The organism is Pseudomonas synxantha, from assembly GCF_900105675.1.
GTDB classification, from domain to species: domain Bacteria; phylum Pseudomonadota; class Gammaproteobacteria; order Pseudomonadales; family Pseudomonadaceae; genus Aquipseudomonas; species Aquipseudomonas synxantha.
The window spans coordinates 5,309,599-5,327,897 of sequence record NZ_LT629786.1; the positions used below are offsets into that span (position 1 = coordinate 5,309,599).

The window sequence follows — 18,299 nt, forward strand, 5'->3', positions numbered from 1 at the left end:
GGACCGGATGAAGATCAAAATGTGGGAGCGGGCTTGCCTGCGATAGCGATGTATCAGTGCCCTATGCGCCAACTGACCCACCGCTATCGCAGGCAAGCCAGCTCCCACAGGAGTTCTTCATGGTTATCGAGAGTGGGGCCAGTCTATTTAAGTGCTTTCGCACACCGGCGCCTGGCGTTATTCTCTCTCTCACCTCATCAGCCAAAGGGCGGCTAAAAGCAACCTTGAACGCACCCATAGCAGAACCCCATCGTTTTCTCCTCGAGCCTTTTGAGGCTCGCCGTTTCGCCAACCTGTGCGGACAGTTCGACGAGCACCTGCGCCTGATCGAACAACGCCTGAGCATCGAGATCCGCAACCGCGGCAATCAGTTCGAACTCATTGGTGAACCCCAACACACCACGTCTGCAGAAAACCTGCTGCGTCGCCTCTACCGCGAGACCAAGGGCAGTGAGCTGTCGCCGGAAACGGTGCACCTGTACCTGCAGGAGTCCGCCGTGGAAGACCTGGCCAACAACCCGGTGGCCGAAGCCAGCGTGGCCCTGCGTACCAAAAAAGGCATGATTCGCCCACGTGGCTTGAATCAGCAGAAGTACGTCAAGGAAATCCTCGGCAACGACATCAACTTCGGCATCGGCCCAGCCGGTACTGGCAAGACCTACCTGGCCGTGGCCTGTGCGGTCGATGCCCTGGAGCGCGAGCAGGTGCGACGCATCCTGCTGGTGCGCCCGGCGGTCGAGGCCGGCGAAAAGCTTGGTTTCCTGCCCGGCGACCTGGCCCAGAAAATCGACCCGTACCTGCGCCCGCTCTACGACGCACTCTACGAGATGCTCGGTTTTGAATACGTCGCCAAGCTGATCGAGCGCCAGGTGATCGAGATCGCCCCGCTGGCCTACATGCGTGGCCGTACCCTGAACAACAGCTTCATCATCCTCGACGAAAGCCAGAACACTACCGTCGAGCAGATGAAGATGTTCCTCACCCGTATCGGTTTCGGCTCCACTGCCGTGATCACCGGTGACGTCACCCAGGTCGACCTGCCCAAGGGCACCAAGTCGGGGCTGGCTCAGGTGATCGAGGTGCTCAAGGACGTGCCGGGCATCAGCTTTACGCACTTCATGCCCAAGGACGTGGTGCGCCATCCGCTGGTGCAGCGCATTGTCGAGGCCTATGAGCGCTTCGACCACAAGGACGACGCTCCGGCCAAGGACGTTCACCGCGATGCTTGAGCTAGACCTGCAGCTGGCCACCGAAGCGCCCGCCCCCAGCGAAGAACAGTTTCGTCAGTGGTGCACCCTGGCCTTGCGCCAACGCACTGCCGACTCGGAACTGACCATTCGCCTGGTGGACGAGCCCGAAGGCCGCGAGCTGAACCACACCTGGCGCCAGAAGGACTACGCGACCAACGTGCTGTCCTTCCCCGCCGACGTACCGGATGAGCTGCTGGATATCCCGTTGCTGGGCGATCTGGTGATCTGCGTCGAGGTGGTCGAGCGTGAGGCGAAGGAACAAGGCAAGGAACTTGAGGCCCATTGGGCCCATCTAGTCATCCACGGCTGCTTGCATCTCTTGGGTTACGACCATATAGACGATGATGAAGCCGAAGAAATGGAAACACTGGAACGAACGTTGCTTGCAGAACTGGGTCACCGTGACCCTTATGCAGACGACGAAAACTGATCAACACTCAACTGTCATATCAAAGGATTTAGAGTAATCGCTATGAGCGAAGACCGATCGAGCAACGGGCAGAAGTCATGGCTGGGTAAACTGACCCAGGCTTTTGCCCACGAGCCGAAAAACCGCCAGGAGCTGCTGGAGCTGCTGCGCGAGGCCCACCAGAACAAGTTGCTGGACAGCGAAGCGCTGGCCATCGTCGAAGGCGCCATTCAGGTGGCTGACCTGCAAGTACGGGACATCATGGTCCCGCGTTCGCAGATGATCAGCATCAAGGCGACCCAGACCCCACGGGAATTCCTCCCGGCCGTAATCGACTCGGCGCACTCGCGCTACCCGGTGATCGGTGAAAGCCATGACGACGTCATGGGTGTCCTGCTGGCCAAGGACCTGCTGCCGCTGATCCTCAAGGAGAACGGCGACAGCTTCAACATCAAGGACCTGCTGCGTCCGGCCACCTTCGTACCTGAATCCAAGCGCCTGAATGTGCTGCTGCGCGAATTCCGCGCCAACCACAATCACATGGCCATTGTGATCGACGAATACGGCGGCGTGGCGGGCCTGGTGACCATCGAGGACGTGCTGGAACAGATCGTCGGCGACATCGAAGACGAGCACGACGTCGAAGAAGACAGCTACATCAAGCCGCTGCCCAGCGGTGACTTCCTGATCAAGGCGCTGACGCCAATCGAAAACTTCAACGAGTTCTTCGACAGCGAATTCTCCGACGATGAGTTCGACACGGTCGGCGGCCTGGTGATGAGTGCGTTCGGGCATCTGCCCAAGCGTAACGAGACCACCGAGATTGGCGCCTATCGCTTCCGCATTTTGAATGCCGATAGTCGTCGTATCCATCTGATCCGTTTGACACCTATTGCCCGCTAAGGAATGACATGCAGCGCCTGAACCGCCCCGGCTGGCCCGGTAACTTGCTGGCCGTGGTGGCCGGCGCCATCACTACCCTGGCGCTGGCGCCGTTCGATATCTGGCCGTTGGCTCTGGTAGCGGTCGGCCTGTTCTATATCGGCCTGCGGGAGCTGACCCCCCGCCAGGCCCTGGGCCGCGGCTGGTGTTTCGGTTTCGGCCTGTTTGGCGCCGGCACCAGCTGGATCTACTACAGCATTCACCACTTCGGCGGCGCTTCGGTGTTGCTGGCGGGGTTCCTGATGCTGCTGTTTACCGCCGCCATCGCCTGGTTCTTTGCCCTGCCCGCCTGGTTGTGGGCGCGCTGGCTGCGCCGCAATGAAGCGCCGTTGGCGGATGCCCTGACCTTCGCCGCGTTATGGGTTGGCCAGGAAGCGTTTCGTGGCTGGTTCCTCACCGGCTTCCCCTGGTTGTACTCCGGTTACAGCCAACTCGACGGCCCGCTGACCGGCCTCGCGCCGCTGGGCGGAATGTGGCTGATTTCCTTCGCCCTGGCACTCACGGCAGCCCTGCTGTGCAACCTGCCGCGCCTGCTGGCAAGCAAGCGCAACGCCTTCATTGGTGCGGGCCTGGTGTTGCTGGTCGCCCCCTGGGCTATCGGCCTGGCGCTCAAGCACCACGCCTGGACCTCGCCCTCCGGCGATCCCCTGAGCGTCGCCGCCATCCAGGGCAACGTCGAGCAAAGCATGAAGTGGGACCCCCAGCAGCTCAATGCGCAGTTGGCGCTGTACCGCGATATGAGCCTGAGCTCCAAGCGTGTCGACCTGCTGGTATGGCCGGAAACCGCCGTGCCGGTGCTCAAGGAGTCGGTCGAGGGCTACCTGGGCATGATGGGCAAGTTTGCCGCCGACCGGAACACCGCGCTGATTACCGGGGTACCGATTCGCCAGGAAGTGCACCATGAGAAGCGTTACTTCAATGGCATTACCGTAGTCGGCGAAGGTGACGGCACCTATCTCAAGCAAAAGCTGGTGCCGTTTGGCGAATACGTGCCGTTGCAGGACATGCTGCGCGGGCTGATTGCGTTCTTCGACCTGCCGATGTCGGACTTCGCCCGCGGCCCTTCAGACCAGGCCATGCTTCAGGCCAAGGGCTATCAGATTGCGCCGTTCATTTGCTATGAAGTGGTGTACCCGGAATTCGCTGCCGGCCTGTCGGCCCAGAGCGACTTGCTGCTGACCATCAGCAACGACACCTGGTTCGGCCGCTCCATCGGCCCATTGCAGCACCTGCAAATGGCGCAGATGCGTGCACTGGAAGCCGGGCGCTGGATGATCCGCGCCACCAACAACGGCGTGACCGGGCTGATCAACCCGTTTGGGCAGATCACCGCACAGATCCCGCAATTCGAGCGTGGCATTCTCTACGGCGAAGTGGTGCCGATGCATAACCTCACGCCGTACCTGCAGTGGCGTTCGTGGCCGTTGATCATTGTGTGCTTGGCATTGTTTGGCTGGGCCCTGTTGGCTGGCCGGATGTCCAAAACCGTCTAACCGGACAAACACCAAACAAATGTGGGAGGGGGCTTGCTCCCGATAGCAGAGTGTCAGTATCAAATGTACTGACTGACACACTGCTATCGGGAGCAAGCCCCCTCCCACATTTTTATCCTACGGTGTTACTGATAAAACACCCGGTATCCCACCTGCCCCACCGCCTCATTGATCAACTGCCCGCTCTGCCACACCGCCTTGACCTCCGGCATCCAGCCGCCGAGCGGCCGGCCGTGGTCTACGCCCAGAAAGCCCACCGGCCCGGGCACCACAGTAAAACCGGCCTTCTCAAAGCTCCACACCGAACGCGGCATGTGCCAGGCTTGAGTCACCACCACCACACGCTTGATACCTTCCGGTAATAGAATCTCAGCGCTCATCTGGGCGTTTTCCCAAGTGGTACGACTACGCTCTTCCTTCCAGCGCACGCTGACACCGAAGTCATCCTGCATCGACACGGCCATCATCTCGGCCTCACTGGGCGGCGTGCCGTAGTGCAAGCCGCCACTGGTCAGCACCGGCAAACCTGACGCCTTGGCCAGTCGCGCCGCATAACGCTCACGCTCCAAGCCAATGCCGGTGGGCTGGTCGCTGCCCCAGGCAATATCCCCACGCTCACGTCCCGAGCCCAGCACCACAATTGCATCGGCCCGCTGGGCCAGCGTAGCCCAGTCTTCGCGAGCCAAAGGCGGCTCAGTCTCGAGGGCACGAGCGCCCCATTGCACCATCACCGGCAGGCTGATCAACCACATCCCGCCCAGTCCGAGGGCAAAACATAATCCGGCCAGGCGCGGGCGACTGCGACGAAACCACCAGGCAAGAACCAGCAACAGCAAGAAAATACCGGGCGGCAACAACAATTGCTTAATGAAATAACGAAAAGGCATCGGGCATCTCCAAAGATGCCCGAAGCCTAGATGCAACGGGGTTGAGCGACAATCTTTCTTTACCAGCCTGTTTCAAGAAAATTAACGGATGGCACTGTGCTTCACTTGCACCGTACGGACCGGGATTTTTCCGGGTCGCGACCGGCCGCCAGATCCTTCAGCCAGACAACCTTGGCCGAACGAAGAGGCTCTTGGGCTGGCGGGGAGGCCTGCCCATGAGAGGCGCGGTGGTGATTCAACTCCAGGTAGTTCTTGATCAGTTCAAGCTCCGCCTGGCTCAAGCCTCGCAACTCCAGCTCCAGAGGCCGTTCATCACGCAATCGGCCTGCGGTTCTTGCGGCATCCAATGCCCGACCCAAACGGTCGATCAATCCCTCATACAACTGCGGTTTCGTTAAAGTTCGCTGCGATTCAACCATCCCCTCACCTCATTGAAGAAATACTTGCTCCCCAATAAACAGCGTAGCCCCCGTTGCTGCGCCTGCCCGCTGCCGCGACAGACGGCCCTTGCCGCGCAATCAGGGTTTCCCTCGATAGAGTGGGGTCATGTATGCTACGGCGCTTCCTGTAACTCCACTTCCCGCAGGGTTTGGGCACGGACGCGCCGCTTCTTGGTGTCGAACAACCCGGACAGTGCACCGAAGAGGATTAGGCCACCCCTATCCAGTTCAAAAGTAGCCATGCACGAACAATATCAGCCCCGTGAAATAGAAAATGCCGCCCAAACGTTCTGGGACGAGCAGAAGTCCTTTGAAGTCAGTGAACAGCCAGGCAAGGAGACTTACTACTGCCTGTCGATGTTCCCTTACCCCAGCGGCAAGCTACACATGGGGCACGTGCGTAACTACACCATCGGCGACGTGATTTCCCGCTACCAGCGCATGCTCGGCAAGAATGTCCTGCAACCCATGGGCTGGGACGCCTTCGGCATGCCGGCGGAAAACGCCGCGATGAAAAACAACGTGGCCCCCGCCAAGTGGACCTACGAAAACATCGCCTACATGAAGACCCAGCTGCGCAGCCTGGGCCTGGCGGTGGACTGGTCCCGCGAAGTGACCACCTGCAAGCCGGACTACTACCGCTGGGAACAATGGCTGTTCACTCGCCTGTTCGAAAAAGGCGTGATCTACAAAAAAAGCGGCACCGTGAACTGGGACCCGATCGACCAGACCGTACTGGCCAACGAGCAGGTCATCGACGGTCGCGGCTGGCGCTCCGGCGCGCTGATCGAAAAGCGCGAAATCCCGATGTACTACTTCAAGATCACCGCCTACGCCGATGAACTCTTGTCGAGCCTCGATGACTTGCCGGGCTGGCCTGAACAGGTCAAGACCATGCAACGCAACTGGATCGGCAAATCCAAGGGCATGGAAGTACAGTTCCCGTACAACGTCGATTCCATCGGCGAAGCCGGTGCACTCAAGGTCTTTACAACCCGTCCGGATACCCTGATGGGCGCGACCTACGTCGCAGTGGCCGCCGAACACCCGCTGGCCACCCAGGCTGCACAGAACAACCCCGAGCTGCAGGCATTCATCGCCGAATGCAAAGGCGGCAGCGTGGCCGAAGCAGACGTCGCCACCCAGGAGAAAAAAGGCCTGCCGACCGGATTGTTCGTCGAGCACCCGCTGACGGGCGACAAACTGCCGGTCTGGGTCGCCAACTACGTGCTGATGCACTACGGCGACGGCGCCGTCATGGCGGTGCCGGCCCACGATGAGCGCGACTTCGAATTCGCCATCAAATACAACCTGCCGATCAAGTCTGTGGTGCGCACCAGCTCGGGCGACACCAACCCTGCACCATGGCAGGACGCCTATGGCGAGCACGGCACCCTGATCAATTCCGGCGAGTTCGACGGCCTGGATTTCCAAGGCGCCTTCGACGCTATCGAAGTCGCGCTGATCAAGAAGAACCTCGGCGCCTCGCGCACCCAGTTCCGCCTGCGCGACTGGGGCATCAGCCGCCAGCGCTACTGGGGCTGCCCGATCCCGATCATCCACTGCGAGAGCTGTGGCGACGTGCCCGTACCGGAGAACCAGCTGCCTGTCGTGCTGCCGGAAGATGTCGTGCCCGATGGCGCCGGCTCGCCGCTGGCGCGCATGCCGGAGTTCTACGAGTGCAGCTGCCCGAAATGCGGCGCGCCGGCCAAGCGTGAAACAGACACCATGGACACCTTTGTCGAGTCCTCGTGGTACTACGCTCGCTACGCCTCGCCGCACTATGAAGGCGGCCTGGTGGAAAAATCCGCAGCCGACCATTGGCTGCCGGTTGACCAGTACATCGGCGGCATCGAACACGCCATTCTCCACCTGCTGTATGCGCGTTTCTTCCACAAGCTGATGCGCGACGAAGGCCTGGTGAGTTCCGATGAGCCGTTCAAGAACCTGCTGACCCAGGGCATGGTGATCGCCGAGACCTACTACCGCCGTGAAGCCAATGGTGCCTACACCTGGTTCAACCCGGCGGATGTCGAGCTCGAGCGTGACAGCAAGGCCAAGGTGATCAGTGCCAAGCTGAAATCCGACGGTCTGCCGGTGGAGATCGGCGGCACCGAGAAGATGGCCAAGTCGAAGAACAACGGTGTCGACCCGCAGTCGATGATCGACCAGTTCGGCGCCGACACCTGCCGCCTGTTCATGATGTTCGCCTCGCCGCCTGACATGAGCGCCGAATGGTCCGACTCCGGCGTCGAAGGCTCGCACCGCTTCCTCAAGCGCGTCTGGCGCCTGGCCCATGCCCATGTCAGCCAGGGCTTGCCGGGCAAGCTGGACGTCGCGGCCTTGAACGACGAGCAGAAAGCCATTCGTCGCAGCACCCACCTGGCCATCCGCCAGGCCAGCCAGGACGTAGGGCAGCACCACAAGTTCAACACCGCCATCGCCCAGGTGATGACGCTGATGAACGTGCTGGAGAAAGCCCCGCAAGCTACAGAACTTGACCGCGCGCTGATCCAGGAAGGCCTGGAAACAGTTATTCTGTTGCTCGCACCGATCACGCCGCACATCAGCCATGAACTGTGGAGCCGTTTGGGCCACAGCGGCGCCGTAATCGATGCCGCCTGGCCAGTGCAGGATGAAAGCGCCCTGGTACAGGACACGCTGCAATTGGTCATCCAGGTCAACGGTAAACTGCGCGGCCAGATCGACATGCCGGCCAGCGCCAGCCGTGAAGAGGTTGAGGCCGCTGCACGCATCAACGAGAACGTGCTGCGCTTTACCGAAGGCCTGACGATCCGCAAAGTGATCGTGGTGCCCGGCAAACTGGTCAACATCGTCGCCAGCTAAATCGGATCGGGCGCGGGGCTTGGGCCCTGCGCCGAACTAAACCTTTAGGGCCTCGATATGGCCCACATGGTTTCAAGGGGAGCAACAAAATGATCAAACGCAATCTGCTGGTTATGGGCCTTGCCGTGCTGTTGAGCGCTTGCGGCTTCCAGCTGCGTGGCACCGGTACCAATGAGCTGTCGCTCAAGGAACTCGACGTCAGCGCCCGCAACGCCTATGGCGAGACCGTGACCCAGCTGCGCCAGACCCTGGAAAACAGCGGCGTGCATGTGTACAACGGCGCGACCTACAAACTGATCCTGACGGATGAGAAAGAAACCCAGCGCAATATCAGCTACGCCAGTGCCGGCCGTGCGTCAGACGTCGAGTTGAACACTGCGCTCCTCTTCGAAGTACAAGGCCGCGATAACTTGCCGCTGATGGGTGACAAGATCCAGGTGCAGAAGGTTGTCAGTCACGACGGCAACAACCTGGTGGGTTCAGACTCCGAGACCCTCCAGGTGCGCAAGGAAATGCGTCGTGAGCTGATCCAGCGCATGATGACGCGCCTGCAAATGCTGACCCCGGAAAAGCTGGCCGCCCTGCAGCAAACCGCCGACAACAAGGCCAAGGCTGATGCCGATGCCCTGAAAGCCGCGCAAGAGTATGAAGACAACACGCCGAAACAATCGCCTGTTGAAGTCCCAGTCGAGTAAGCCAGGCGGGGCGCCCCTGGCGCCCCGTTCGACCCGTCTATGAAACTTGCCCCTGCCCAACTCGCCAAGCACCTGCAAGGTGGCCTCGCGCCTGTCTATATCGTCAGCGGCGATGACCCGCTGCTGTGCCAGGAAGCGGCCGACGCGATCCGCACCGCCGCACGTCAGCAAGGCTTCGACGAACGCCAGGTCTTCAGCGCCGACGCCAGTTTCGACTGGGGTACATTGCTGCAGGCCGGCGCCAGCATGTCGTTGTTTGCCGAAAAGCGCCTGCTGGAACTGCGCCTGCCCTCGGGCAAGCCGGGCGACAAAGGTGCGGCGGCGTTGATGGAATATTGCTCGCGTCCTGCCGAAGACACGATCTTGCTGGTCAGCCTGCCCAAGCTTGACGGCAGTGCGCAGAAAACCAAGTGGGGCAAGGCGCTGGTAGAAGGCCCACAGACCCAGTTCATCCAGATCTGGCCAGTGGACAGCAACCAGTTGCCGCAGTGGATTCGTCAGCGCTTGTCACAATCGGGGCTGGCAGCGACACAAGATGCCGTAGAGCTGATCGCCGCCCGGGTCGAGGGCAACCTGCTTGCCGCCGCCCAGGAGATCGAAAAGCTCAAGCTGATGGCCGAGGATGGTCAGATCACTGTCGAAACCGTACAAGGCGCAGTCGCTGACAGCGCTCGCTTTGATGTGTTCGGCCTGGTGGATGCGATCCTCAACGGCGAGCCCGCCCACGCCCTGCGTATGCTCGAAGGCCTGCGTGGCGAAGGGGTGGAACCGCCCGTGATTCTCTGGGCCCTGGCTCGGGAGTTGCGGGTACTGGCGAACATTGCCCTGCAATACAGCCAGGGCACACCCCTGGATAAATGTTTCAGCCAGGCCAGGCCTCCGGTGTGGGACAAGCGCAAACCGCTGATGAGCAAAGCTCTGCAACGGCACTCGGCGCAACGCTGGGCGCAACTGTTGCTGGAAGCCCAGCGCATCGACGCCCAGATCAAGGGCCAGGCCGCCGGCTCGCCGTGGATGAGCCTGAGCCGTCTGTCGCTGTTGATGGCCGGCCAGCGCCTGACGCTGCCCGCTGAATAACCCACCGATCCAATTGTGGGAGGGGGCTTGCTCCCTCCCACATTCGACCGCGTACCTTTCCTACATGTCGTCAGGCTTTACAGCCGGGCAACTTCGGCAGATGATTTGCACCGCTCCATTCCACACCCTAGCGAGAGAACCATCATGAGCAAAAAGCCATCCAAGCATGGCCCCAACAAGGCTAAATCCATCATCGCCCAGCCCTTGTTCCGCAGCCGCCAGGAACGCGCCGGCAAGGGCAAAGGCAGCTACCGCCGCGAAGCCTTCCAGTCTAATAGCTGGGAGGCTTCTTACTTTCTGGCTGCCTGAAGGCAAGCGCCCCTCTGGCATGATAAGGTCTATACCTGATTTGTAACCCCCTGGACCTGTGCATGCCCTCTAGTCTTTCTCGTCGTTGGCACCTTCGCCAATTGATCGCTGCCTCCAGCCTCATTCTGCTCGTCGCCTGCGCGGAAAAACCTACCGCCGCGGATGCGCAACCCCTGCCCAAGCTCCAGACCGCACCGGCCATCGCGCCAGCCGTCGTTGCCCCGCTGGCGGTGGACAATCTTGACATCCAACCGACCCAGACCTTCGCCGAATGGCAGGCGGGCTTTCGTGCGCAAGCCCTGCAGGCCGGGATCACAGCTGACGTCTTCGATAACGCCTTTGCTGGCGTCACCCCTGATATGGCGGTAATTCGCGCCGACCGCAGCCAGCCGGAGTTTTCCCGCCCTGTGTGGGAATACCTCGACGGCGCCCTGTCACCAGTGCGCGTGCGTAATGGCCAGGCGCTGTTGGTCAAGTACGCCGATATCCTGCAAAGCATTGAGCAGCGCTATGGTGTCGACCGCCAGGCGCTGGTCTCGGTTTAGGGCATGGAGAGCAACTTCGGCGCGTTCCAGGGCAACAACTCGGTGATCCGCTCCCTCGCCACCCTGGCCTACGAAGGCCGTCGCCCGGCCTTTGCCCAGGCGCAACTGCTGGCGGCACTGCAGATCATCCAGCATGGCGATATTCAGGCCGACCAGATGAAAGGCTCATGGGCCGGTGCAATGGGCCAAACCCAGTTTATCCCGACCACCTATAACACCCATGCCGTGGACTTCGACGGTGACGGTCGCCGTGATATCTGGAACAGCCCGTCCGATGCCCTCGCCTCCACTGCGCATTACCTGCAAAGCTCCGGCTGGCAAAAAGGCCAGCCTTGGGGTGTTGAAGTGCAGCCGCTTCCCTCGGGCTTCGATTACAGCCTTGCCGATGGTGGCGTGCGCAAGAGTGTTGCCGAATGGCTGCAACTGGGGATTGAGTTGCCACCCGGTGTGAGCCTGCCGGCCAACGTCGATCAATTGTCCGCCGCCCTGCTGTTGCCGGCGGGTTACCGCGGCCCGGCATTCCTGGTACTGGATAACTTCCGCGCGATCCTCAAGTACAACAATTCGTCATCCTATGCGCTGGCAGTTGGCCTGTTGTCGGAGCGATTTGGCGGCGGCGGTGTGATTCGTGGCAGTTGGCCCAAAGATGAGCTGCCGCTGAGCCGCTCACAGCGTATCGACCTGCAAACGGCGCTCAGCGCCAAGGGTTATGACGCGGGTAATGCGGATGGGATTATCGGCGCCAACACGCGCAAGGCGATTCGAGCGGCGCAGCAGGCGTTGGGCTGGCCGGCGGATGGGTATCCGACGGTGAAGTTGCTGGAATCCCTGCAAGGCCGGTAGATTGACTTATGGCGACTACCGCAATCGGGGGCAAGCCCCCTCCCACACTTGGAATGCATTCCAAAAATGTGGGAGGGGGCTTGCCCCCGATTGCGGTTTAGCAGACTGTAAAAAACTCAGTGGTTGAACACTACGCCCTGCTCCAGCACCAGCTGCTGCTCCCCCGCATCCAGGCGCACCAAAGCGCCCATCGGCAACGTCAGGTTCGGGTCGCAATGACCACTGCGCCAGCCTGCCAGCACCGGAATGCACAGCGGCTCGAAGGTCTGCTTGAGCAACCGCTCCAGCGCGACGTTATCCACACCCGCCACGTCCCCGACCAGCACACCGGCAACCTGGGCCAGCTTGCCCGCCAGGCGCAGGTGAGTCAGCAGGCGGTCGATACGATAAAGCGGCTCGTTGACGTCCTCGATAAACAGGATGATGGCTTCGGCGTCTATTTCGTACGGCGTGCCCATGACCGCCGCGATCATCGACAGGTTACCGCCCAGCAAGCGCCCACAGGCGATGCCTGGTTCGATCGTGGTCAATGGATAGGCCGCAGGGTGCGCAAGCACGCTGCCGGCGCCCAGCTGACCACGCAGCAGGCTGAACAATGAGGATTCCGTGGGTTGCTGCTTGCCACCCAGCAGGTCGGCATTGAGCATTGGACCGTGGAACGTGACAAAACCGGCATAACGGTTGATCGCCAGGTGCAAGGCGGTGATATCGCTGTAGCCCACGAACGGCTTGGGGTTGGCGCGCAGCAGGTCGAAGTCCAGCGCGTCGAGCAGGCGTGGCGTGCCGTAGCCGCCGCGCAGGCAGAGAATGGCATCGATTTCGGGGTTGGCGAAGGCGGCATGCACGTCGCGCAGGCGCACTTCATCGCTACCGGCCAGGTAGCCGTCGCGTTCGTATACACCGGGATAAATGCGCAGGTCGTAGCCACGGGCACGCATCCATTGCCCGGCTTTTTCAACGTCCAGTGCAGCAGGGCCGGCGGGGGCGATCAGGGCGATGGTGCCTTCAGAACGAAGGGCTGGAACGGCTGGCGTCATATACAACTCTCCCTAGTCAACGCGCAACGAAATGTGGGAGGGGGCTTACCCCCGATGGCTGTGTGACAGTCAATACATGAGTGACTGATACACCGCAATCGGGAGCAAGCCCCCTCCCACATTGGACTTAGGAAACCAAGCTTGCCTTGACCAGCTTGGCCTGCTCATCGGCATGGTACGAAGAACGCACCAACGGGCCGGACGCGACGTTCTTGAAGCCCATCTTGTAACCTTCCTCAGCGAACCAGGCGAAGGTGTCCGGGTGCACGAAACGCTGCACTGGCAAGTGGCTGCGGGACGGTTGCAGGTACTGGCCCAGGGTCAGCATGTCGATGTCGTGCTCGCGCATGCGCTTCATGACTTCGATCACTTCTTCATCGGTTTCGCCCAGGCCGAGCATCAAGCCGGACTTGGTCGGGATGTGCGGCATCATCTGCTTGAATTTCTGCAGCAGGGTCAGCGACCACTGGTAGTCCGAACCCGGACGCGCAGCCTTGTACAGGCGCGGCACGGTTTCCAGGTTGTGATTGAACACATCCGGCGGCTCGGCGGCGGTGATTTCCAGCGCGACGTCCATACGCCCACGGTAGTCCGGCACCAGGGTTTCGAGCATCACGTTCGGCGACAGCTTGCGGATTTCGCGGATGCAGTCGGCAAAGTGCTGGGCACCGCCGTCACGCAGGTCGTCACGGTCAACCGAGGTGATCACCACATACTTGAGTTTCAGGTCAGCGATGGCGATGGCCAGGCTTTCCGGTTCGTTGACGTCCAGAGGCTTCGGACGGCCGTGGCCGACGTCGCAGAACGGGCAACGACGGGTGCAGATGTCGCCCATGATCATGAAGGTGGCGGTGCCGCCGGAGAAGCATTCGCCCAGGTTCGGGCAGGACGCTTCTTCGCACACGCTGTGCAGCTTGTGCTTGCGCAGCAGCGCCTTGATACGGTCGACTTCCGGCGATACCGGGATGCGCACGCGGATCCAGTCAGGTTTCTTCGGCAGTTCGGTGGTCGGGATGATCTTGACCGGGATGCGTGCAACCTTCTCGGCGCCGCGCAGCTTGACGCCGGCTTCCACCTTGGCACGCGGGGCCGGGGCTGGACGCTCGGTGATGTCCAGCGTCGGGATCATGGTTTGCACTGCATCAGTAGTCATAATCAGTCGATTCCGCCCGTGAGGGTCGTCTGCTCAGCATAGTCGAGGTGTTTGACGAGCTGCGCACGCAGCCGGGCACTAACCTCGGCAAATTTAATCGGTGTGGCGTGGTCACTCAGCTGTGTCATCGCCAGCCCGGCGTAACCGCACGGGTTGATGCGCTGGAACGGCGCCAGGTCCATGTCCACGTTCAGGGCCAGGCCATGAAAGGAACAACCATGGCGAATCCGCAAGCCCAGGGAGGCGATCTTCGCGCCATCCACATACACACCGGGGGCATCGGGCTTGGCTGCGGCGCTCACGCCATAACTGGCCAACAGCTCGATCAGGCAAGCCTCCATGCGGCTGACCAGGTCGCGCACGCCAAACCCCAGCTTGCGCACGTCCAGCAATAGATAAGCGACAAGCTGACCGGGCCCATGGTAAGTCACTTGACCCCCTCGGTCGACCTGCACCACCGGAATATCACCCGGAAGTAGCAGATGCTCTGCCTTGCCGGCCTGGCCCTGGGTGAATACCGGTGGATGTTCCACCAGCCAGATTTCATCCGGTACCGAGGTGCCGCGCTCGTTGGTAAAGCGCTGCATGGCATGCCAGACCGGCTCGTAGGCCATCCGGCCGAGCTCGCGAAAGCCCAGGACTTCTGACATCACAGCACCATGTGCACGAAGCCGGTGGCCCGCAGTTCGCTGTTGATGTTGTAGAGCTGGTCTTGATCGGTGGCAACGATGTGCAACTGGATCGTGGTGTACTTGCCGGTGGAGCTTTGACGCTCGTCCACGCGGTTGTCGTTGATCGTCGCATGCTTCCTGACGATCTCGAGAATCTTGTCCTTGCGGCCCACGCCGGTATCGCTGATCACCTTGACGGGATAATCCGTCACCGGGAATTCGATCTTTGGCGCCTTTACTTCTTTATCGGTCATGGCGTAACGGCCTCGTAAGCGGTAAGCCGTGGCGACGGGCAAAGCCCCGCGTCGGATCAACGCGGGGCTTTGCAGGTGCACACAATCAGTTGAACAAGCCGTAGAAGAATAGACGGATGCTATCCCATACGCGGCGGAAGATACCACCTTCGTCGACCGCGTCCAGCGCGATCAGGTCGGCGCTGTGCACCACCTTGTCTTCCAGCTTGACTTCGACTTTACCGATCACGTCGCCCTTGGCGATTGGCGCAACCAATTGCGGGTTCAGGGTCATGCTGGCAGCGAGCTTTTTCAGCTGGCCCTTAGGCATGGTCAAGGTCAAGTCGTCGGCCAGGCCGGCCTTGACTTGGGAGGTCGCACCTTTCCAGACCGGCGCGGTCGCAAGCTCAGCACCCTTCTGGTAGAAGGTCTGGGTTTCGAAGAAGCGGAAGCCGTAGGTCAGCAGTTTCTGCGTCTCGGCCGCACGGGCCTGCTCGCTGTTGGTGCCAAATACCACGGCGATCAGGCGCTGGCCATCACGTACGGCGGACGACACCATGCAGTAGCCGGCTTCGTCGGTATGGCCAGTTTTCAGGCCGTCGACGGTCTTGTCGCGCCACAGCAACAGGTTGCGGTTAGGCTGCTTGATGTTGTTCCAGAAGAATTCCTTCTGGGAGTAGATCGCATAGTGCACCGGGTCGACACGGATGATTGCGCGCGCCAGCAGCGCCATATCGTGAGCCGACGAGTAGTGCTCAGGGTTCGGCAGGCCCGTCGGGTTCATGAAGTGGCTGTTGGTCATGCCCAGGTCGCCGGCCGTCTTGTTCATCATGTCGGCAAAGGCGTCTTCGCTGCCGGCGATATGCTCGGCCAGGGCGACGCTGGCGTCGTTACCGGACTGGATGATGATGCCGTGCAACAGGTCGCTCACGGTGACTTGCGAACCCACCTTGATGAACATCCGCGAACCGCCGGTGCGCCAGGCGTTTTCGCTGACGGTGACCGGATCGTTTTCGCCGATCTGGCCGCGACGGATTTCCAGGGTCGCGATGTAGGCAGTCATCAGCTTGGTCAGGCTCGCCGGCGGCAGGCGCTGGTCACCATTGCTCTCGACCAGCACGTTGCCACTGGCGGCATCCATGAGGACCCAGGACTTGGCGGCCAGTTGCGGGGAGGCCGGCACCATTTCAACCGCCCAGGCGGCCGGGGTGATGATCAGCGAGATAAGCAGGCACGTGCGTTTGGCTAAGGTGGTGATGTTCATCCGTCTCTCGAAATTGCTTATGGAAACTTGCCCTCGCGGGCAAAACTATTCAGACAGCCCGCTTCCAGGCTGTCACGTATTCGGTTGCCCGCTCACCCCTTGCCCCTGGGTTTTTATTGTTCACGAGCCAACAACCTGGGCTCGAGCGCGCATGCGCGCCTGAGCCATCAATCCATTACTGCTTATTCTGCGGTGACCACGCTGGGTTGCCCCAGGTTAGCCAGGCGTACGCTGTTCTGCACTTTGGCTACCTCGCTCGGCGAGCCGATCGGGCCCATGCGTACACGGTGCAAGGTTTGCTGGTTACGCACGATGGAGCTGATGAAGACTGGCGCGCTGACCATGCCGCTGAGCTTGGACCTTAACAGTTCTGCCGCATCCGGGTTGGCGAAAGCGCCCACCTGCAGGTATTGCCCGCCCACAGTAGAAGCGCCCGGCGCTGCATGGGGTACCACCACGGTATCCGGGGCATGCTGCGCCGGCGGCGGCGTCCACTGCTCGATCTTGCCGGTCGATGCCGTCACTTGCGGTTGCGGAGCCTGCGGTTCGTTGAGCATCAACGGCGCCGGCTTGCCGCGCTGGGCCCAGTACTGCGCGGGGTCGATACCTTCGACTTTCACCCGTGCGGTGCCGGTTTCGGCATAACCGAGCTTCTTCGCCGCGGCATAGGACAAGTCGATGATCCGGTCCGAATAGAACGGCCCACGGTCATTGACGCGCAGGATCACCGTGCGGTTGTTGTCCAAATTGGTCACGCGCACATAGCTGGGCAGCGGCAGGGTCTTGTGGGCCGCGCTCATGCCATACAGGTCATACACTTCGCCATTGGCGGTGTTCTGGCCATGGAACTTGGTGCCGTACCAGGACGCGGTACCCGATTGCACGTAGGTCTTGGATTCCTGCAACGGGAAGTAATTCTTGCCGAGCACGGTATAGGGGTTGGCCTTGTAGGGGCCGGTGTGCAGGGTCGGCGTGGCATCCGGGATTTTCGACACATCCACATCCCACCACGGCGCGCCGTCTTTGTGCGCGCGGTTGATGTCCAGGCCCGGTTGGGCGCGGACCACCGCACCGCCGGCCTTCTTGGCAGGCGCACGGTTAGGGCTGGTGGAGCAACTGGCGACCAGCAGGCACAACGCGGTGAACGCCACCAGCTTGAGCGGTTTTTTGAACGGCGATACCCGCATTACTTGTTGCCCCGTGCTTTGACCAGCTCGTCTGACAGCTGATGTACGGCCATGGCGTACATCACACTGCGGTTATAACGCGTGATTGCGTAGAAATTCTTCAGGCCCATCCAGTATTCCGGGCCGTTTGCGCCTTCCAGGCGGAATGCCGTTACCGGCATGTCATCGCGTGGCGCATTCTGACTCGACCAGCCCAGCGCTCGCAACTCCCCGACGGTCTTGACCGGCTCGATACCCTGGGTCAGGCCCTCATCGGCGCGCTCACCGCTGACATCGGCGCGAATCACCACCGGCTCACCGGCTACCCAGCCGTGGTGCTTGAAGTAGCTGGCTACGCTGCCAATGGCATCATCGGGGTTGCTCCAGATGTTGATATGCCCGTCACCGTCGAAATCCACCGCATAGGCGCGAAAGCTGCTCGGCATGAACTGCGGCAAGCCCATCGCACCCGCGTAGGAGCCCTTGAGGGTCAGCGGGTCGACCTGCTCTTCGCGGGCCAGCAACAGGAATTCACGCAGTTCCTTGCGGAAGAATTCAGCGCGGGGCGGGTAATCGAAGCCCAGGGTCGACAAGGCGTCGATCACCCGGTAACTGCCGGTATTGCGCCCGTAGAAGGTTTCAATGCCGATGATCGAGACGATGACCTGGGCCGGTACGCCGTATTCCTGCTCGGCGCGGGCCAGCACCGCCTCGTGCTGGCGCCAGAAGTCGACGCCACGGGCTACGCGGGCGTCGGTGAGGAACATCGGGCGATATTCCTTCCACTGCTTCACACGTTCGGCGGGACGGGAAATGGCGTCGAGAATCGCCTGTTTCTTCTGGGCTTCGCGGAACACGCCCATCAGTTGCTCACCGGCAAAACCGTAGTCGCGGGTCAACTCACCGACAAATTCGGCGACCTGGGGTGAACCATCGTAGTCACCGGCCTGCGCCTCTTGCGTTGCGCCCAGGAGCCCAATCAGGCCCACACAGGTCGCATGCCGAGTCGCCCAGCCGCGCATTAGTTGCATTGACATC

The 18,299-nt window shown here is 61.2% G+C and carries 17 protein-coding genes and 1 pseudogene; 9 read left to right on the plus strand and 9 right to left on the minus strand.

All coding sequences use genetic code 11. From position 1 onward, the window contains the following. Positions 1-224: 224 nt before the first annotated feature. The 4 genes from BLU48_RS24545 to lnt are packed head-to-tail and all read left to right on the plus strand — an operon-like array spanning position 225 to position 4,094. Positions 225-1,229, plus strand: a complete 1,005-nt coding sequence (locus BLU48_RS24545; RefSeq protein ID WP_043047963.1) for a PhoH family protein — start codon at positions 225-227, stop codon at positions 1,227-1,229. Continuing rightward, positions 1,222-1,680, plus strand: coding sequence for an rRNA maturation RNase YbeY (ybeY, locus tag BLU48_RS24550; protein WP_057024463.1), 459 nt, complete (start codon positions 1,222-1,224; stop codon positions 1,678-1,680). The genes BLU48_RS24545 and ybeY overlap by 8 nt, the downstream gene beginning before the upstream one ends. 42 nt (positions 1,681-1,722) lie before the next feature. Continuing rightward, positions 1,723-2,562, plus strand: a complete 840-nt coding sequence (locus tag BLU48_RS24555) for an HlyC/CorC family transporter (RefSeq protein WP_010206772.1) — start codon at positions 1,723-1,725, stop codon at positions 2,560-2,562. An 8-nt stretch (positions 2,563-2,570) separates the two neighbouring features. Then, complete coding sequence (gene lnt, locus BLU48_RS24560) at positions 2,571-4,094, plus strand: apolipoprotein N-acyltransferase (protein WP_057024462.1); 1,524 nt, start codon at positions 2,571-2,573, stop codon at positions 4,092-4,094. 125 nt (positions 4,095-4,219) lie between these two features. On the opposite strand, the gene BLU48_RS24565 is transcribed toward lnt, so the two are convergent. Further along, complete coding sequence (locus BLU48_RS24565; RefSeq protein ID WP_057024461.1) at positions 4,220-4,981, minus strand: YdcF family protein; 762 nt, start codon at positions 4,979-4,981, stop codon at positions 4,220-4,222. A 101-nt stretch (positions 4,982-5,082) separates the two neighbouring features. After that, positions 5,083-5,400 carry a hypothetical protein gene (locus BLU48_RS24570; protein ID WP_057024460.1) on the minus strand — a complete coding sequence of 106 codons (318 nt, stop codon included), beginning with the start codon at positions 5,398-5,400 and terminating at the stop codon, positions 5,083-5,085. Positions 5,401-5,661: 261 nt separating this feature from the next. Between BLU48_RS24570 and leuS the strand changes: the two genes are divergently transcribed. The 5 genes and pseudogenes from leuS (at position 5,662) to BLU48_RS24595 (ending at position 11,737) form a co-directional block, all read left to right on the plus strand. Then, on the plus strand, positions 5,662-8,268 hold the full coding sequence (leuS, locus tag BLU48_RS24575; protein ID WP_057024459.1) for a leucine--tRNA ligase: 2,607 nt from the start codon (positions 5,662-5,664) through the stop codon (positions 8,266-8,268). Between the two features lie 89 nt (positions 8,269-8,357). Beyond that, complete coding sequence (locus BLU48_RS24580; RefSeq protein ID WP_057024458.1) at positions 8,358-8,963, plus strand: LPS-assembly lipoprotein LptE; 606 nt, start codon at positions 8,358-8,360, stop codon at positions 8,961-8,963. 39 nt (positions 8,964-9,002) lie between these two features. Beyond that, positions 9,003-10,040, plus strand: coding sequence for a DNA polymerase III subunit delta (gene holA / locus BLU48_RS24585; protein ID WP_057024457.1), 1,038 nt, complete (start codon positions 9,003-9,005; stop codon positions 10,038-10,040). 144 nt (positions 10,041-10,184) lie between these two features. Next, the gene (gene arfA / locus BLU48_RS24590) at positions 10,185-10,349 is read left to right on the plus strand and encodes an alternative ribosome rescue factor ArfA (protein ID WP_003176285.1); all 165 of its coding nucleotides are present in this window, start codon (positions 10,185-10,187) and stop codon (positions 10,347-10,349) included. 62 nt (positions 10,350-10,411) lie between these two features. Next, positions 10,412-11,737, plus strand: a pseudogene (locus BLU48_RS24595) (lytic murein transglycosylase). Between the two features lie 116 nt (positions 11,738-11,853). Here BLU48_RS24595 and BLU48_RS24600 read toward each other — a convergent pair. The 7 genes from BLU48_RS24600 to mltB all read right to left on the minus strand — a co-directional run bounded on the left by BLU48_RS24600 (position 11,854) and on the right by mltB (position 18,292). Then, the gene (locus BLU48_RS24600) at positions 11,854-12,774 is read right to left on the minus strand and encodes a S66 peptidase family protein (protein ID WP_057024456.1); all 921 of its coding nucleotides are present in this window, start codon (positions 12,772-12,774) and stop codon (positions 11,854-11,856) included. 127 nt (positions 12,775-12,901) lie between these two features. After that, positions 12,902-13,903 carry a lipoyl synthase gene (gene lipA, locus BLU48_RS24605; RefSeq protein ID WP_057444888.1) on the minus strand — a complete coding sequence of 334 codons (1,002 nt, stop codon included), beginning with the start codon at positions 13,901-13,903 and terminating at the stop codon, positions 12,902-12,904. A gap of 26 nt (positions 13,904-13,929) precedes the next feature. Further along, the gene (gene lipB, locus BLU48_RS24610; RefSeq protein WP_057024455.1) at positions 13,930-14,577 is read right to left on the minus strand and encodes a lipoyl(octanoyl) transferase LipB; all 648 of its coding nucleotides are present in this window, start codon (positions 14,575-14,577) and stop codon (positions 13,930-13,932) included. Beyond that, positions 14,577-14,852, minus strand: coding sequence for a DUF493 domain-containing protein (locus BLU48_RS24615; protein WP_034117737.1), 276 nt, complete (start codon positions 14,850-14,852; stop codon positions 14,577-14,579). Before BLU48_RS24615 ends, lipB begins: the two co-directional genes overlap by 1 nt. Positions 14,853-14,937: 85 nt before the next feature. After that, positions 14,938-16,095 (minus strand): D-alanyl-D-alanine carboxypeptidase family protein, encoded by a 1,158-nt coding sequence (locus BLU48_RS24620; protein WP_046069686.1) that lies wholly within the window; start codon positions 16,093-16,095, stop codon positions 14,938-14,940. Between the two features lie 182 nt (positions 16,096-16,277). Further along, complete coding sequence (locus tag BLU48_RS24625) at positions 16,278-17,282, minus strand: septal ring lytic transglycosylase RlpA family protein (protein ID WP_057024454.1); 1,005 nt, start codon at positions 17,280-17,282, stop codon at positions 16,278-16,280. Then, complete coding sequence (gene mltB / locus BLU48_RS24630) at positions 17,282-18,292, minus strand: lytic murein transglycosylase B (RefSeq protein ID WP_057024453.1); 1,011 nt, start codon at positions 18,290-18,292, stop codon at positions 17,282-17,284. Before mltB ends, BLU48_RS24625 begins: the two co-directional genes overlap by 1 nt. Between the last annotated feature and the right edge of the window lie 7 nt (positions 18,293-18,299).

Coding starts and splice junctions, on each gene's coding strand:
- BLU48_RS24580 (WP_057024458.1), top strand. CDS start 8,358: ATGATCAAACGCAATCTGCTGGTTATGGGCCTTGCCGTGCTGTTGAGC.
- lipA (WP_057444888.1), bottom strand. CDS start 13,903: ATGATCCCGACGCTGGACATCACCGAGCGTCCAGCCCCGGCCCCGCGT.
- BLU48_RS24600 (WP_057024456.1), bottom strand. CDS start 12,774: ATGACGCCAGCCGTTCCAGCCCTTCGTTCTGAAGGCACCATCGCCCTG.
- arfA (WP_003176285.1), top strand. CDS start 10,185: ATGAGCAAAAAGCCATCCAAGCATGGCCCCAACAAGGCTAAATCCATC.
- BLU48_RS24565 (WP_057024461.1), bottom strand. CDS start 4,981: ATGCCTTTTCGTTATTTCATTAAGCAATTGTTGTTGCCGCCCGGTATT.
- mltB (WP_057024453.1), bottom strand. CDS start 18,292: ATGCAACTAATGCGCGGCTGGGCGACTCGGCATGCGACCTGTGTGGGC.
- ybeY (WP_057024463.1), top strand. CDS start 1,222: ATGCTTGAGCTAGACCTGCAGCTGGCCACCGAAGCGCCCGCCCCCAGC.
- BLU48_RS24620 (WP_046069686.1), bottom strand. CDS start 16,095: ATGAACATCACCACCTTAGCCAAACGCACGTGCCTGCTTATCTCGCTG.
- BLU48_RS24615 (WP_034117737.1), bottom strand. CDS start 14,852: ATGACCGATAAAGAAGTAAAGGCGCCAAAGATCGAATTCCCGGTGACG.
- lnt (WP_057024462.1), top strand. CDS start 2,571: ATGCAGCGCCTGAACCGCCCCGGCTGGCCCGGTAACTTGCTGGCCGTG.
- lipB (WP_057024455.1), bottom strand. CDS start 14,577: ATGTCAGAAGTCCTGGGCTTTCGCGAGCTCGGCCGGATGGCCTACGAG.
- BLU48_RS24555 (WP_010206772.1), top strand. CDS start 1,723: ATGAGCGAAGACCGATCGAGCAACGGGCAGAAGTCATGGCTGGGTAAA.
- holA (WP_057024457.1), top strand. CDS start 9,003: ATGAAACTTGCCCCTGCCCAACTCGCCAAGCACCTGCAAGGTGGCCTC.
- BLU48_RS24570 (WP_057024460.1), bottom strand. CDS start 5,400: ATGGTTGAATCGCAGCGAACTTTAACGAAACCGCAGTTGTATGAGGGA.
- BLU48_RS24625 (WP_057024454.1), bottom strand. CDS start 17,282: ATGCGGGTATCGCCGTTCAAAAAACCGCTCAAGCTGGTGGCGTTCACC.
- leuS (WP_057024459.1), top strand. CDS start 5,662: ATGCACGAACAATATCAGCCCCGTGAAATAGAAAATGCCGCCCAAACG.